At 73.6% G+C, this 13,987-nt stretch carries 14 protein-coding genes; 12 read left to right on the forward strand and 2 right to left on the reverse strand.

What is annotated here, in order from left to right; genetic code table 11:
• Positions 1-107: 107 nt before the first annotated feature.
• Positions 108-293, reverse strand: coding sequence for a 50S ribosomal protein L28 (rpmB, locus tag AB0N04_RS30270; protein WP_014138233.1), 186 nt, complete (start codon positions 291-293; stop codon positions 108-110).
• Between the two features lie 299 nt (positions 294-592).
• Here rpmB and AB0N04_RS30275 point away from each other — a divergent pair, with 299 nt between their 5' ends.
• The 10 genes from AB0N04_RS30275 (at position 593) to mutM (ending at position 10,528) form a co-directional block, all read left to right on the forward strand.
• Positions 593-2,224, forward strand: a complete 1,632-nt coding sequence (locus AB0N04_RS30275; RefSeq protein ID WP_360220886.1) for a DAK2 domain-containing protein — start codon at positions 593-595, stop codon at positions 2,222-2,224.
• 76 nt (positions 2,225-2,300) lie between these two features.
• A complete protein-coding gene (gene recG / locus AB0N04_RS30280; RefSeq protein ID WP_360220889.1) occupies positions 2,301-4,517 on the forward strand; it encodes an ATP-dependent DNA helicase RecG in 2,217 nt (738 codons plus the stop codon).
• A gap of 105 nt (positions 4,518-4,622) precedes the next feature.
• Complete coding sequence (locus AB0N04_RS30285; protein ID WP_280686268.1) at positions 4,623-5,156, forward strand: hypothetical protein; 534 nt, start codon at positions 4,623-4,625, stop codon at positions 5,154-5,156.
• 101 nt (positions 5,157-5,257) lie between these two features.
• Positions 5,258-5,842: a 16S rRNA (guanine(966)-N(2))-methyltransferase RsmD gene (rsmD, locus tag AB0N04_RS30290; RefSeq protein ID WP_360220892.1), complete on the forward strand. Its 585-nt coding sequence runs from the start codon at positions 5,258-5,260 to the stop codon at positions 5,840-5,842.
• Positions 5,843-5,893: 51 nt separating this feature from the next.
• Positions 5,894-6,385: a pantetheine-phosphate adenylyltransferase gene (gene coaD / locus AB0N04_RS30295; RefSeq protein WP_360220895.1), complete on the forward strand. Its 492-nt coding sequence runs from the start codon at positions 5,894-5,896 to the stop codon at positions 6,383-6,385.
• 236 nt (positions 6,386-6,621) lie between these two features.
• Positions 6,622-7,794 (forward strand): ATP synthase F0 subunit B, encoded by a 1,173-nt coding sequence (locus AB0N04_RS30300; RefSeq protein ID WP_360220898.1) that lies wholly within the window; start codon positions 6,622-6,624, stop codon positions 7,792-7,794.
• A gap of 171 nt (positions 7,795-7,965) precedes the next feature.
• Positions 7,966-8,610 carry a DUF177 domain-containing protein gene (locus tag AB0N04_RS30305; protein WP_360220901.1) on the forward strand — a complete coding sequence of 215 codons (645 nt, stop codon included), beginning with the start codon at positions 7,966-7,968 and terminating at the stop codon, positions 8,608-8,610.
• Positions 8,611-8,612: 2 nt separating this feature from the next.
• Positions 8,613-8,786 (forward strand): 50S ribosomal protein L32, encoded by a 174-nt coding sequence (rpmF, locus tag AB0N04_RS30310; RefSeq protein ID WP_030056747.1) that lies wholly within the window; start codon positions 8,613-8,615, stop codon positions 8,784-8,786.
• A gap of 20 nt (positions 8,787-8,806) precedes the next feature.
• Positions 8,807-9,598 (forward strand): ribonuclease III, encoded by a 792-nt coding sequence (gene rnc / locus AB0N04_RS30315; protein ID WP_360220904.1) that lies wholly within the window; start codon positions 8,807-8,809, stop codon positions 9,596-9,598.
• Positions 9,599-9,649: 51 nt separating this feature from the next.
• Entirely contained in the window at positions 9,650-10,528 is an 879-nt protein-coding gene (mutM, locus tag AB0N04_RS30320) for a bifunctional DNA-formamidopyrimidine glycosylase/DNA-(apurinic or apyrimidinic site) lyase (protein WP_360220907.1), read from the forward strand.
• 129 nt (positions 10,529-10,657) lie between these two features.
• On the opposite strand, the gene AB0N04_RS30325 is transcribed toward mutM, so the two are convergent.
• On the reverse strand, positions 10,658-11,578 hold the full coding sequence (locus AB0N04_RS30325) for a hypothetical protein (protein ID WP_360220910.1): 921 nt from the start codon (positions 11,576-11,578) through the stop codon (positions 10,658-10,660).
• A 290-nt stretch (positions 11,579-11,868) separates the two neighbouring features.
• Between AB0N04_RS30325 and AB0N04_RS30330 the strand changes: the two genes are divergently transcribed.
• Positions 11,869-13,230 (forward strand): hypothetical protein, encoded by a 1,362-nt coding sequence (locus tag AB0N04_RS30330; protein ID WP_360220913.1) that lies wholly within the window; start codon positions 11,869-11,871, stop codon positions 13,228-13,230.
• Between the two features lie 141 nt (positions 13,231-13,371).
• Positions 13,372-13,671 carry an acylphosphatase gene (locus AB0N04_RS30335; protein WP_360220916.1) on the forward strand — a complete coding sequence of 100 codons (300 nt, stop codon included), beginning with the start codon at positions 13,372-13,374 and terminating at the stop codon, positions 13,669-13,671.
• The last annotated feature ends 316 nt before the right edge of the window (positions 13,672-13,987 follow it).

The following is a 13,987-nucleotide window of genomic DNA, read 5'->3' on the forward strand; positions in this document are numbered from 1 at the left end:
CCCGCGGTGCCACTTCTCGGCGACGGCGTAGGCCCGCTCGATGTCCCGCAGCAGCGCCGGGTCGGCCTTCGGGTCGTTCGCCCGGATCGAGCGGATCGGTCTGCGCGTCAGCGCGAGACCTTACCGGCCTTGATGCACGAGGTGCAGACGTTGAGCCGCTTCGGCGTCCGCCCAATCACAGCGCGCACCGTCTGGATGTTGGGGTTCCAACGACGGGGGGTACGGCGGTGCGAGTGGGAGATGCTGTTGCCGAAGCCCGGCCCCTTGCCGCAGACGTCGCAGTTGGCAGCCACAGGAGTCACTCCAAGACTTCAGATCATTTACGTTCGACAACCCCTGTGAACCAGCGGAACACTCGCGTGAACCGGACCGGGCCGAGGGGTGCGCCCGGATTGTTCCAGGCAACCGGAAGAGCATACAACGCTTGCTCCCGTTCAACGAAACTACCATGACCGGCCGGGTGATCGCCCCGGTCGGCCGTCCCGGCGGCCCTCCCCGGCCCCCGATAACCTGCCGGTATCACCCCTCGCCGCAGCTCTGGCTGTGCTGCTGCCCCGCAGGCCGTCGCGGCGTCCGATCCGGAGGAGACCCGGTGCTGCACACGCTCGACGCCCCGGCCGTGCGCACCTGGTGCCAGCTCGCCCTGCGCGCGCTCGGCCAGGCCCGGGAGGAGATCGACGCGCTCAACGTGTACCCCGTCCCGGACGGGGACACCGGCACCAACCTCTACCTCACCGTCGAGTCCGCCGCCGCCGAGGTGGAGAGCCGCTTCACCGACCCCGCCGACGGGCCCGCCCCGGGCCTGGCCGACACGGTGCGGGCGATGGCCCGCGGCGCGCTGGTCGGCGCCCGCGGCAACTCCGGGGTGATCCTCGCCCAGTGGCTGCGCGGCACCGCCGAGACGCTCGCCGAGGGCGGCGGCGCCGACCAGCTGCGGGCCGCCCTGCAGCGGGCCGCCGACTCCGCCTACCAGGCCGTCGCGGAGCCCGTCGAGGGCACCCTGCTGACCGTCGCCCGGGTCGCGGCCCGGGAGGCCGTCCGGGCCGGGGACGGGCTCGCGCAGGTCGCCGACACCGCCCACCGGGCCGCCCGGGACGCCCTGCGGCACACCCCGGAACAGCTCGCCGTGCTGGCCGAGAACGGCGTCGTGGACGCGGGCGGGCGCGGACTGGTGGCCGTCCTCGGGGCGCTCGCCGACGCCGTCGCCGGCCAGCAGCCGATGGGCCCGGTCGCGCTGCGCGACGACGTCCGGGCGGTCGACAGCTGCGAGGTGCACGTGCGACCGCCCGGCCCCGGCCACCCCGCCTTCGAGGTCATCTACCTGCTGGACGCGGCCGACGAGGCCCTGCCCGCGCTGCGCGAGCGGCTCGGCGGCCTCGGCGACTCGCTGGTGATCGGCGGCGGCGACGGCCTGTGGAACGTGCACGTCCACGTGGACGACGCGGGCGCCGCCGTCGAGGCCGGGGTGCGGGCCGGGCGGCCGCACCAGATCCGGATCACCCACTTCGCCGAGGCCGCCGCCCGGGCCGGCCGCGCCGCCGAGCGCGGCGAACGCGAGGAGCGCGCCCGCGCGGTGCTCTCCGTGGTCTCCGGCACGGGGCTCGCCGAGCTGTGCGAGCAGGCCGGCGCCCTGGTGCTGCACGCCGACCCGGACCGCCCGCCGGCCAGCGCCGAACTCGCCGCGGCCGTCCGCCGCTCGGCCGCCTGCGAGGTCGTCCTGCTGCTCAACGACCCCGAACTGCGGGCCGCCGCCGGGGCCGCCGCCGACCAGCTGCGCGAGGAGGGCGTGCGGATCGCCGTGCTGCCCACCCGCTCGCCGGTGCAGGGGCTGGCGGCGCTCGCGGTGCACGAGGCGGGCCGCCGCTTCGACGAGGACGTGGTCGCCATGACCTCCGCGGCCGGCGCCACCCGGTACGCCGAACTCGCCGTCGCCGAGGGGGAGTCCTGGACGATGGCCGGGGTCTGCCAGGCCGGGGACGTGCTCGGCCTGATCGACGGCGACGTGGCGGTGATCGGCACGGGCCTGGACGAGGTCGGGACGAGCGTGCTGGACCGGATGCTCGGCGCGGGCGGCGAACTCGTCACCCTGGTGCTCGGCGACGGCGCCGACGAGGCGCTCGCCGAGCGCCTCGTCGCGCACGCCCGGCACCGGCGGCCGGAGGTGGACGCGGTGGTCTTCCACGGCGGCCAGGAGTCCGCGCCGCTGCTCATCGGCGTCGAGTGAACCCGCCGCCCGGGTCGGCGCGGGTCGGCCGCCGGAAGGCCCGGACTGTCGGCCCCGTGGTGTAAACAAGGGCCTGATGGGCGCTCTCGATGAACCACTGACCAAGCTCGTCGGCGACCGCACCGCGAAGGTGCTGGCCGACAGCCTGAAGCTGCGCACGGTCGGGGACCTGCTGCACCACTACCCGCGCCGCTACGTCGAGCGCGGCCAGCTCACCAGCCTGGACGAGCTGGAGATCGACGAGCACGTCACCGTGCTGGCCCGGATCGAGAAGGTCACCCTGATCCCGTTCCGCGGGCGCAAGGGCGACCGGCTGGAGGTCGTCGTCACCGACGGCCGCAGCCGGCTCTCGCTGGTCTTCTTCAACCAGGGCTGGCGCCAGAAGGAGCTCAGGGCCGGCGCCCAGGGCCTGTTCGCGGGCAAGGTCGGCGTCTTCAACCGCAGCCGGCAGCTGGTCTCCCCGGACTACCAGCTGCTCGACGAGGACGCCGGGTCGGACGCGGCGAAGCAGTTCGCCGGCCGGCTCATCCCGGTGTACGGCGCCAGCGCGCAGATGCCCAGCTGGAAGCTGTCGATCTGCATCGAGACGGCGCTCACCAAGCACCTCGCCGACGTCGGCGAGCCGCTGCCCGCCGAACTGCGCGAGCGGCACGAGCTGATCCCGCTGCCCGAGGCGCTGGAGCTGATCCACCGCCCGCGCGGCCAGGCCGACCGCGAGCGCGCCCAGAGCCGGCTGCGCTGGGACGAGGCCTTCGTGCTCCAGGTCGCCCTGGCCCGGCGCCGGGCCGCCGAGTCCGCGCTGCCCGCCGTTCCGCGCCGGGCCCGCGAGGGCGGCCTGCTGGACGCCTTCGACGCCCGGCTGCCCTTCACCCTCACCGAGGGCCAGCAGAAGGTGTCCGCCGAGATCGCCGCCGACCTGGCGACCGAGCACCCCATGCACCGGCTGCTCCAGGGCGAGGTCGGCTCGGGCAAGACGCTGGTCGCGCTGCGCGCCATGCTCGCCGTGGTCGACGCGGGCGGCCAGGCCGTCCTGCTCGCCCCCACCGAGGTGCTCGCCCAGCAGCACCACCGCTCGATCGTCGAGATGATGGGCGACCTCGCCGAGGGCGGCATGCTCGGCGGCTCCGACCTCGGCACCCGGGTGGTGCTGCTGACCGGCTCGATGGGCGTCCCGGCCCGCCGCCAGGCGCTGCTCGACATGGCCTGCGGCGACGCCGGCATCGCCATCGGCACCCACGCGCTGATCGAGGACAAGGTCCAGTTCCAGGACCTCGGCCTGGTCGTGGTCGACGAGCAGCACCGCTTCGGCGTCGAGCAGCGGGACGCGCTGCGCGCCAAGGGTGACCAGCCGCCTCACCTGCTGGTGATGACCGCCACGCCGATCCCGCGCACCGTCGCGATGACGGTCTTCGGGGACTTGGAGACCTCCGTCCTCGACCAGCTGCCGGCCGGCCGCTCACCGATCTCCACCCACGTCGTCCCCGCCCTGGAGAAGCCCAACTTCCTCACCCGGGCCTGGGAGCGCGTCCGCGAGGAGGTCGCCAAGGGCCACCAGGCGTACGTGGTCTGCCCCCGGATCGGGGACGAGGAGCCCGCCGCCGAACCGAAGAAGCGGCGCAGGGCGGCCGAGGAGGACTTCGAGGAGGTCGCCGACGCCGGGGCCGCGAGCGACGAACGGCGGCCCCCGCTCTCGGTGGTGGAGACGGCCGGGAAGCTGGCCACCGGCCCGCTCGGCGGCCTGCGGGTGGAGATCCTGCACGGCCGGCTCGCCCCGGAGGCCAAGGACGACGTGATGCGCCGGTTCGCGGCCGGCGAGGTGGACGTCCTGGTGGCCACCACCGTCATCGAGGTCGGCGTCAACGTGCCCAACTCCACCGCGATGGTCATCATGGACGCCGACCGCTTCGGCGTCTCGCAGCTCCACCAGCTGCGCGGCCGGGTCGGCCGCGGCAGCGCGCCCGGCCTGTGCCTGCTGGTCAGCGACATGCCCGCGGGCAGCGCCGCCCGCTCCCGGCTGGACGCGGTGGCCGGCACCCTGGACGGCTTCGAGCTGTCCCGGATCGACCTCGAACAGCGCCGCGAGGGCGACGTGCTGGGCCAGGCGCAGTCCGGGGTGAAGTCCTCGCTCAAGGTGCTCTCGGTGCTGGAGGACGAGGAGGTCATCCTGACCGCCCGGACGGAGGCCACCCGGCTGGTCGCCGAGGACCCGGACCTCACCGCCCACCCGGAGCTGCGCACCGCGCTGGAGAGCCTGCTCGACGAGGACCGCGCGGCCTACATGGAGAAGGGCTGAGCGGCCGCCGCCGGCCCCGGAATTGTCAGACCCCCGGGAGAGAATGAAGGTGTTCAGGACGCACCCTCAAGGTGCGTACCTGGCGCGACACTTGGGGGTCCTGCCATGGCATTCCGTCATCTCAACGAGCTCCCGCTCGGTGACAAGGTCTTCCGGATCGAACTCGCCAGCGACGACGACCGCGAGGTCACCCTCACCCTGACCGGCTGGCGCGAGGGGGCGGCCGCCCAGCCGCTGGCCTCGGGCAAGCTCCGCCTGCCGGTCGAGGACGTCGCCTCGCTGCGGATCGCGCTCAACCGCGCGCTGCGGGCGCTGGCGATCGTCGCCGACGTCTCCGAGCCCATCCCCGACCGCGACGTGCTGCGCGAGCTGTACCCCGGCCACGGCGCCCCCTGGGTGCCGCAGCACGAGGAGGAGCTGGTCCGGCGCTTCCACGACGGCGAGACCGTCGCCCGGATCGCCGCCCGCTTCGGCCGCACGCCCGACTCCGTCCGCACCAAGCTGCGCGAGCTCGGCCACGACCCGCGCCGCCCCGAGTTCTGCCCGCCCGACGGCTGCCTGTCCTGGTCCCGCTACGCCTCGCCGGCGCTGCTCGGCGCGGCCGTCCCGGCCCAGTCGGCGGGCTCCGAGGCGAGCTGACGCCGGTCCGGCCCGCGGGGCCCCGCCGATCCACCGGTGGGGCCCCGCGGGCCGGGGCGGGATAGCGTGGTCGGGCAGCGACGAAAGGACCTCCCACCACCATGACCCGCGTGATCGCCGGGGCGGCCGGGGGCCGCCGACTGGCCGTACCGCCAGGCCGGGGCACCCGCCCGACCTCCGACAAGGCCCGCGAGGCGATGTTCTCCACTCTGGAGGCGCTGCGCGGCACCCTGCACGGGGCCCGGATGCTCGACCTGTTCGGCGGATCCGGCGCGGTCGGCCTGGAGGCGCTGTCGCGCGGCGCCGACCACGTCCTGCTGGTCGAGGCGGACGGCCAGGCGGTCCGGGTGATCCGGGAGAACGTCCGCACGATCGGCCTGCCGGGCGCCGAGGTGAGGTCCGCCCGGGCGGAGAAGGTGGTCGAGGGCCCGGCCCCGGAGACCCCGTACGACCTGGTGTTCCTCGATCCGCCGTACGCCGTGACGGACGAGGAGCTGCGCGAGATGCTGATCACACTCCTGGCCGGGGGCTGGCTCGCGGAGGACGCACTCGTCACCGTGGAGCGCAGCACCCGCGGCGGAGAGTTCGGCTGGCCCGAGGGCTTCGAGGTGTTGCGCTCCCGCCGCTACGGCGAGGGCACGCTCTGGTACGGTCGCGCCGCCGCCGAGGCCCGCCAGCACGAGTAGCGGGCCGAGGCCCGCCGAGCAGCCGTCACCCCACGAGGGAGCACACACGCCATGCGCCGCGCCGTCTGTCCCGGATCGTTCGACCCGATCACCAACGGTCACCTCGACATCATCGAGCGGGCCTCGAAGCTGTACGACGTGGTGCATGTCGCGGTCCTGATCAACCGGAACAAGCAGGGCATGTTCACCGTCGAGGAGCGGATCGGCCTGATCGAGGAGGTCACCGCGCAGTTCGGGAACGTGGTGGTCGAGTCGCACCACGGCCTGCTGGTGGACTTCTGCCGCGAGCGCGGGATCCCCGCGATCATCAAGGGCCTGCGCGCGGTCAGCGACTTCGACTACGAGCTTCAGATGGCGCAGATGAACCACGGCCTGACCGGGGTGGAGACCCTGTTCGTGCCGACCTCGCCGACGTACAGCTTCCTGTCCTCGACGCTGGTCAAGGAGGTCGCCTCCTACGGCGGCGACGTCTCGCACCTGCTGCCGGAGACGGTGCACCGGCGGCTGGTCGAGCGGATCGCGGAGCGCCGCGCACAGCAGTAGCGGACGGGCCGCGGGAGGGCCGTCGGCGGTCTGGGTGGCCGGCGGGATCGGAGGAACCGTCCGTTTCTGCCGGTTCGTCACGACTTGTCCTCCGCCTCCCGCGGCCGGTTCCGCCCGGGCGTTGTGTCCTCGCAGCGCGGTGGCCGTACAGTCTGTAGTCCTGCCCTGCGGTGAGGTCCACCGCGCCGGGCCTGCCTCCGCCGGACCGTCGGCGGCACACGGAAAGACGAAGCCCCGTGGACGTGCAGAACAAGGTCGACGAGATCGTCGCGGCCGTCGAGGGCGCCCGCTCGATGCCCATGTCGGCCTCCTGCGTGGTGAACCGGGCCGAGCTGATCGGCCTGCTCAACGACCTCAAGGCGGCGCTGCCCGCCGAACTCGCCCAGGCTCAGTCGGTGATGGCCGACCACGAGCAGGTGGTCGCCGGCGCGCAGGCCGAGGCCGACCGGATCATCCAGGGCGCGCACGCCGAGCGCGGCTCGCTGATCTCCGACACCGAGGTGGTCCGCCGGGCGCAGGCCGAGGCCGACCGGATCCTCGCGGAGGCCCGCAACGAGGTCGAGACCAAGCGCGTCGAGGCCGACGACTACGTGGACAGCAAGCTGGCCAACTTCGAGGTCGTGCTGACCAAGACGCTCGGCGCCGTCGGCCGCGGCCGCACCAAGCTGCGCGGCGACTCCAGCGTCTTCGAGACGGAGTTCGACGGCGAGAGCGACGGCGAGGAGTTCCAGCCGCAGCGGATCAGCCCGAGCCCCGAGGTCGACGAGTACGTCGACGTGAAGCTCGCCACCCTGGAGAACGTCCTCAGCGCCACCCTGGAGGCCGTCGGCAAGGGCCGCGACAAGCTGCTCGGCAAGCGGCCGATCGACGAGCTCGGCGCCTACCTGGCCGCCGCCGACGAGGCCCAGCAGGCCAAGGAGCGGGCCGAGGCCGTCGCCGCGGGCTTCTCCGAGGCGGAGGGCGACGACATCGCCTGGTACCGCGAGGACGTGCCGCAGCAGCAGACCTGGCCGGAGCAGACCCCTGCCGCGGCCGGCTGGCAGGCCCCCGGCGCCGACCAGTACGCCGCCGCCCAGCAGCAGGGCGGGCAGTACGCCGAGGTGTACGGCGGCGGCTTCGACTCGGCCGGCCAGGGCGACCCGTACGGCACCCAGTGGGGGCACCAGCAGCAGGGCGCCGCGGGCGGCTACCAGCAGCAGCCGGACTACCAGAACCAGCAGCACGGCGACTACGGCTATCCCCAGCAGCAACAGGGCTACGGCGCCCAGCAGTACGACGGCTACGCCTACCCGCAGCAGCCCGCCGCCCCGCCGGCCGTGCCGCAGCAGCAGCCGGGACTGGACGAGACCAGCTTCTTCGACACCAGCATGATCGACATGACCCGGCTCCGGGAGCTGGGCGGCCGCTGAGCCGGTTCCGGCCGGGCCCGGCTGGCGTCCCTGACGGGACCGAAGTTGGGCCTGGCGGGAGACTCCGGTAGGCTGACCACTCCGGCCATTTCGTGTCGGACTCTCGGCTTGCCCGCGCACCGTCGGTGCGTAGGCACCGCAATCGATGAATCCCATGGAAGTCAGGACACCTTGAACCGCCTCGACCACCGCGACCCCCTCGTGTTCGACACGCACGAACTGGGACGTCGCCCGGGCTCGCTGCGCAAGGTGTCCCGCACCCTGGAGGCCCCCGAGGGCCTGGGCATCATCGACGTGATCGGAGTCCCCGAGAAGAGCGAGATCCGGCTGGAGCTCCGCCTGGAGTCGGTGGTCGAGGGCGTGCTGGTGACCGGCACCGCCGAGGCCCACGTCGAGGGGGAGTGCGTCCGGTGCCTGGAGCCCGTCGACGACGACATCGACGTGGACTTCCAGGAGCTGTACTACTACCCGGAGTCCGACGAGCGCCACCGCGCCCGGACCGCCGGGGCCGAGGACCTCGAAGAGGACTCGGAAGAAGAGACTTACCGTCTGGAGGGCGACTTCTTCGACCTCCAGCCGGTGCTGCGTGACGCGGTGGTGCTCGCACTGCCGCTGCAGCCGGTGTGCCAGGAAGACTGCCTGGGCCTGTGCTCCGAGTGCGGAGCGCGCCTGAGCGACGACCCGGCGCACCACCACGACGCCGCCGACCCCAGGTGGGCGGCTCTGCAGGGACTCTCCGCCGCCCCCGGCGACGAGGGTGACGGGATCAAGAACAGCGACACCCGTGAGGGTCTCGCCGAGAACCAGGAGAAGTAGCCGTGGCTGTTCCGAAGCGGAAGATGTCGCGCAGCAACACGCGCCACCGCCGGTCCAACTGGAAGGCCGTCGTTCCGGCCCTCGTGGCGTGCGACCGCTGCCACGAGCCGAAGCTCGGCCACATCGCGTGCCCGAGCTGCGGCACGTACAACCGTCGCCAGGTCCTCTCGGTCTGATCGGCGGGGTGCACGGATCGATGTCGGACGGTAACTCCACCCGCAAGGCGTCCACCGCCCCGAAGGGTTCCTCTTCGAGCGGTGGCAGGCCCGGCGGGCCGGCTTCGACCGAATACGACGTCCTGGAAGGGCGCCTCGGGTACACGCTCGAGCGCGCCCTTCTGGTACGCGCCCTGACCCACCGCTCGTACGCGTACGAGAACGGTGGCCTGCCCACCAACGAGCGCCTCGAGTTCCTCGGCGACTCGGTGCTGGGCCTGGTGGTGACCGACACCCTCTACCGCGTCCACCCGGACGTCCCCGAGGGCACGCTCGCCAAGCTCCGCGCCGCGGTGGTCAACTCCCGCGCGCTCGCGGACGTCGGCCGGGGCCTCGACCTCGGTGCGTTCATCCGGCTCGGCAAGGGCGAGGAGGGCACCGGCGGCCGCGACAAGTCGTCGATCCTCGCCGACACCGTCGAGGCCGTGATCGGCGCCGTCTACCTGGACCAGGGGCTGGACGCCGCCACCGAGTTCGTCCACCGCCTGTTCGACCCGCTGATCGAGGAGTCCTCCCAGCTGGGCGCGGGCCTGGACTGGAAGACCAGCCTCCAGGAGCTCACCGCCTCGGTGGGCATCGGAGTCCCCGAGTACGTGGTCATGGAGTCCGGACCGGACCACGAGAAGACCTTCACCGCCGCGGCCCGGGTCGCCGGCGAGGACTTCGGCAGCGGCGTCGGCCGCTCGAAGAAGGAAGCCGAGCAGAAGGCCGCCGAGAGCGCCTGGCGCGCGATCAAGGAGAAGTACGCCGACCGGCTGCCCGCCGGCGCGTGAGTCCGCAGTAGCCTTCCTCCTGCCGTCGTCTGCCGCAGGAGGCCTGTTCCCGTGCCCGAACTCCCCGAGGTCGAAGTCGTCCGCCGCGGTCTGGCGAACTGGGTCGCCGGGCGCACCGTCGCCGACGTCCAGGTGCTGCACCCGCGCGCGGTGCGCCGACAGCCCGCCGGCGCGGCCGACTTCGCCGCCCGGCTGACCGGCACCGTCCTCGGCGCCGCGCAGCGCCGCGGCAAGTACCTGTGGCTGCCGCTGGGCGGCACCGGCACCGGGTTCTCGCTGATCGGCCACCTCGGGATGAGCGGCCAACTCCTCGTCCAGGAGCCCTCGGTGCCCGACGAGACGCACCTGCGGGTGCGGCTGCGGTTCACCGACGGCGGGCGCGAGCTGCGCTTCGTCGACCAGCGGACCTTCGGCGGCCTCGCCGTCGAGGAGGCCGAGGAGGGGGACCCGGAGGGCACCCCACTCTCCATCGCGCACATCGCCCGCGACCCGCTCGACGAGCGCTTCGACGACGCCGTCTTCGTGGCCGCGCTGCGGGCCAGGCGCACCACCGTGAAGCGGGCGCTGCTCGACCAGACGCTGATCAGCGGGGTCGGCAACATCTACGCCGACGAGGCGCTCTGGCGCTCCCGGCTGCACTACGACCGCCCGACCGCGACGCTCACCCGGGCGCAGGCCGCCGAACTGCTGGCCAACGCCCGCGCGGTGATGACGGCGGCGCTCGCCGTCGGCGGCACCAGCTTCGACAGCCTGTACGTCAACGTGAACGGCGAGAGCGGCTACTTCTCCCGGGACCTCGACGCCTACGGCCGCGAGGACGAACCGTGCCGCCGATGCGGCACCCCGATGCGGCGGGCCGCCTGGATGAACCGGTCCAGCTACTTCTGCCCCCGCTGCCAGCGGGTGCCGCGGGTCCGCAGCGGGGGCTGAGGCTCCGGGCGCGGCCCGCGGACCCGGTGCCGACCGGATCCGCGGGCCGCGCCGCCCGTCGGTGCCCGTCGCTCGCCGGTGCCCGCAGCCCGTCGGCGCCCGTCGGAGCCCACCGCCCGTCGGTGCCCGTCAGTGCTCGGCGAGGGCCGGCCGGTCCTCGGCCGGTTCGTCCGGTGCGCCGTGGGTGTCCTGGCCGAAGTAGGCGACGCCGACCGCGGAGACCACCGCCAGCAGGAAGCCGACCACGCCGAGCCAGCCCAGACCGGGCTTGGAGGAGTCGCCGAGCCAGATCACCCCGACCGCGCCGGGCAGCACCGTCTCGCCGACCACCAGCGCGGCCGTGGCACCGTTCACCGAGCCGATCTGCAGCGCCACCGTGTGCACGTACATGCCGCCGATGCCGCCGATCAGGATCGCGTACAGCGCGGGGTCGGAGAGCAGCGAGGCGAGGTCGAACGGGTCGACGCCGTTCAGGATGCGCACGCCGACGCCGAGCGCGCCGAAGCCCAGGCCGGAGAGCAGACCGGCGACGATCGCGCCCTTGGCGCCCATCCGGCGCACCAGCAGGCTGCCGCCGACCAGCAGCACGGTGGTGATCAGCAGCAGCCACCAGTGGAAGGACATCGCCGCGTGGTGGCCGCCCTCCGGGCCGGCCGAGACCGCCAGCAGCACCAGCGCCGAGCAGAGCACGCCGATCGACGCCCACTCCAGCTGCTTGAGCCGGATGCCGAGCAGCTTGATGCTCAGCACCGCGGTGATCACCAGGTTGGCGCTGATGATGGTCTGGGAGAGGAAGAGCGGCAGCAGCCGGGCGGCCAGCGCGCCCAGCCCGAAGCCGATGAAGTCCAGCACCGTGCCGAGGATGAACTCCCAGGTGACGGCGGCCTTCGCGGTCGAGGAGAGGCTCGGCCCGCCGTGCTCGGTGGTGCCGGTGGTGGCGCCCTTGGCGGCCTCCTCGCGGGCGGAACGGCGGGATCCGACGGCCTGCAGGACCGAGCCGGTGCCGTAGCAGGCGGATGCCGCCACGGCGGTGACGAGGCCGATGATCACCGGGTGCTCCGATCGGGAGATGGGTCAAGAACGGGTAATGGGACCAGCGGTCCGGGTCCACTATGCCCGCCCGCGCGGTACGGTCGGCACGCCCCCGGAACCCCCGGCCCGCCGGGACGTACGACCGGGCGCCCGCCGCGGTTCCCGCAGGCCACCGGCGTCAGGGGCGAGTGGGGGAAACATCATCCCCGAGGAGGGGCGCGGCCCCGGCGGTCGGCGGGGAACCCCGCAGTCACCAGTATGCGAAGGGTATGCCGTCCTCCGGCGCCGGTCACGGTAGCGTCGGGGACATGAGAACCCTTGCACGACGTTCCCGGGGCGCCGGGCCGCTTGCCCTGGTGGCGGCGCTGCTCGGGCTGTTGCTCCTGCTGGCTCCGGCGGCCTCGGCCGCCGGCGGGCTGGACGACGCCGCCTCCACCCTGAAGCAGGGCAAGGTCTACGTCGACCCGGCGATGACCGGCCGCTTCAGCCAGAGCCAGGCGGACGCCCTGACCGAGAAGATCAAGAAGGCCGACAAGCCGATCTTCGTCGCGGTCGTCCCGGCCAGCCAGGCCTACGGCGCCCAGACCGTCTTCAAGGACCTGCGCACCAAGGTCGGCATCGACGGCGCCTACGCGATCTGGCGCGGCGACCAGTTCGCCGCCCACGCGGACCGCGGCGCGATGGCGAACGGCAGCGCCGAGCGGATCGCCGGCGCGGCCTTCCGCTCCCACGGCGGCGACATCGACGCCACCCTGAACGACTTCGTCGACACCGCCGCCCCGCAGGCCAAGGGCAGCGGGGTCGACAGCAGCACCTCGATCGCCTGGGTCGTCATCCCGGTCGCGCTGCTCGCCCTCGCCGGCGCCGGTGTCTTCCTCCTCTTCCGCCGTGCCAAGAAGCGCAAGGAGGAGCAGGCCCGCGCCGAGCTGGAGCAGCTCCGCCGGGTCGTCGACGAGGACATCACCGCCTTCGGCGAGGAGCTGGACCGCCTGGACTTCAGCCCGGGCGCGGCCGACGCCGACGACACCCAGCGCGCCGACTACACCCACGCCCTGGACTCGTACGAGAAGGCCAAGCGCCTGATGGACGAGGCCAAGCGGCCCGACGACGTCAGGCCGGTCACCGAGGCGCTGGAGGACGGCCGGTTCGCCCTCGCCACCCTGGCCGCCCGGCGGGACGCCCGCCCGCTGCCCGAGCGCCGCCCGCCGTGCTTCATGGACCCGCGCCACGGCCCGTCCGTCAAGGACGTCGACTGGGCCCCGGCCGGCGGCGCCGCCCGCACCGTCCCGGTCTGCCAGGCCGACGCCGACCGGCTGGCCGCCGGCCTCGACCCGGCCGTCCGCACCGTCGACACCGACCACGGCCCCCAGCCGTACTGGAACGCCGGCCCGGCGTACGGCCCCTGGGCGGGCGGCTACTTCGGGGGCTTCGGCGGCGGCCTGCTGCCGGGCCTGCTGGTCGGCACCGCGCTCGGCTCGATGATCAGCTCCCCGGCCTACGCCGCGGCCCCGATGGGCGACCACGGTTACCAGGACCAGTACGAGGGCGGTGACTACACCGGCGCCGACTTCAACGCCTCGGACTTCAGCGGTGGCTTCAGCGACAGCGGGGGCGGCTTCGGCGGGGGCGACTTCGGTGGCGGGGGCGACTTCGGCGGCGGCGACTGGTGACGCGCTGACGCGCTGACCCGCTGCCCCGGACGCCCCGTCCCCGCGGCCCCGCCGGCTCCCCGGCGGGGCCGCGGCGCGTCCGGGCCGGCTGCCCCGACCCTAACCCGGGCCACGGCGACCGCCCCGGGTTAGGGTCGGGGCATGCACGGTCGCGACGCCCACAGTGATGAACCGGTCCGGGTGACCGCCTGGGTCCGGGGGAAGGTCCAGGAGGTCGGCTTCCGCTGGTGGACCAGGGCGCGGGCGCTGGAGGTCGGGCTGACCGGCTACGCGAGCAACCTCGGCGACGGCCGGGTCCAGGTGGTCGCCGAGGGCCTGGCCACCGACTGCGAACTGCTGCTCGCCCTGCTCCGCGGCCCCGACACGCCCGGGAGCGTCAGCGGCGTCACCGAGATCTGGACGGCCGTCGGCACCGGTTACGAGGGCTTCGAGATCCGCTGAGCCGGGCCCCGCGGGGGCCGCCCGGAAATGATCCGCAACTGCCGGTGTCATACGGTTGCCATTCGGGCAGACTCGTGGTTGACTCCGCATCGAACGATGATCCACGAGCAGGTGGTGGACCCGGCCCGAGCCCCCCTAGGCGTGACGACACCGCCAGGCAGGTGACAGGGGCGCGGTAGCGTGCGGTGATCGTGTTGACCCTTTCCGTCTTTGGTGAGACGCTTGAAGCCCGCGCACACGACCGCGTTTATCCGGTAGGCGCATGCCCTCGTGAGCCCAGCTCACGACGGTTGTGCCGTGGTGTCCAGCCAGCACT

It is taken from the genome of Kitasatospora sp. NPDC051702 (assembly GCF_040681575.1).
GTDB lineage: Bacteria > Actinomycetota > Actinomycetes > Streptomycetales > Streptomycetaceae > Kitasatospora.

Coding starts and splice junctions, on each gene's coding strand:
- AB0N04_RS30335 (WP_360220916.1), top strand. CDS start 13,372: ATGCACGGTCGCGACGCCCACAGTGATGAACCGGTCCGGGTGACCGCC.
- coaD (WP_360220895.1), top strand. CDS start 5,894: ATGCGCCGCGCCGTCTGTCCCGGATCGTTCGACCCGATCACCAACGGT.
- rsmD (WP_360220892.1), top strand. CDS start 5,258: ATGACCCGCGTGATCGCCGGGGCGGCCGGGGGCCGCCGACTGGCCGTA.
- AB0N04_RS30330 (WP_360220913.1), top strand. CDS start 11,869: ATGAGAACCCTTGCACGACGTTCCCGGGGCGCCGGGCCGCTTGCCCTG.
- recG (WP_360220889.1), top strand. CDS start 2,301: ATGGGCGCTCTCGATGAACCACTGACCAAGCTCGTCGGCGACCGCACC.
- AB0N04_RS30285 (WP_280686268.1), top strand. CDS start 4,623: ATGGCATTCCGTCATCTCAACGAGCTCCCGCTCGGTGACAAGGTCTTC.
- rnc (WP_360220904.1), top strand. CDS start 8,807: ATGTCGGACGGTAACTCCACCCGCAAGGCGTCCACCGCCCCGAAGGGT.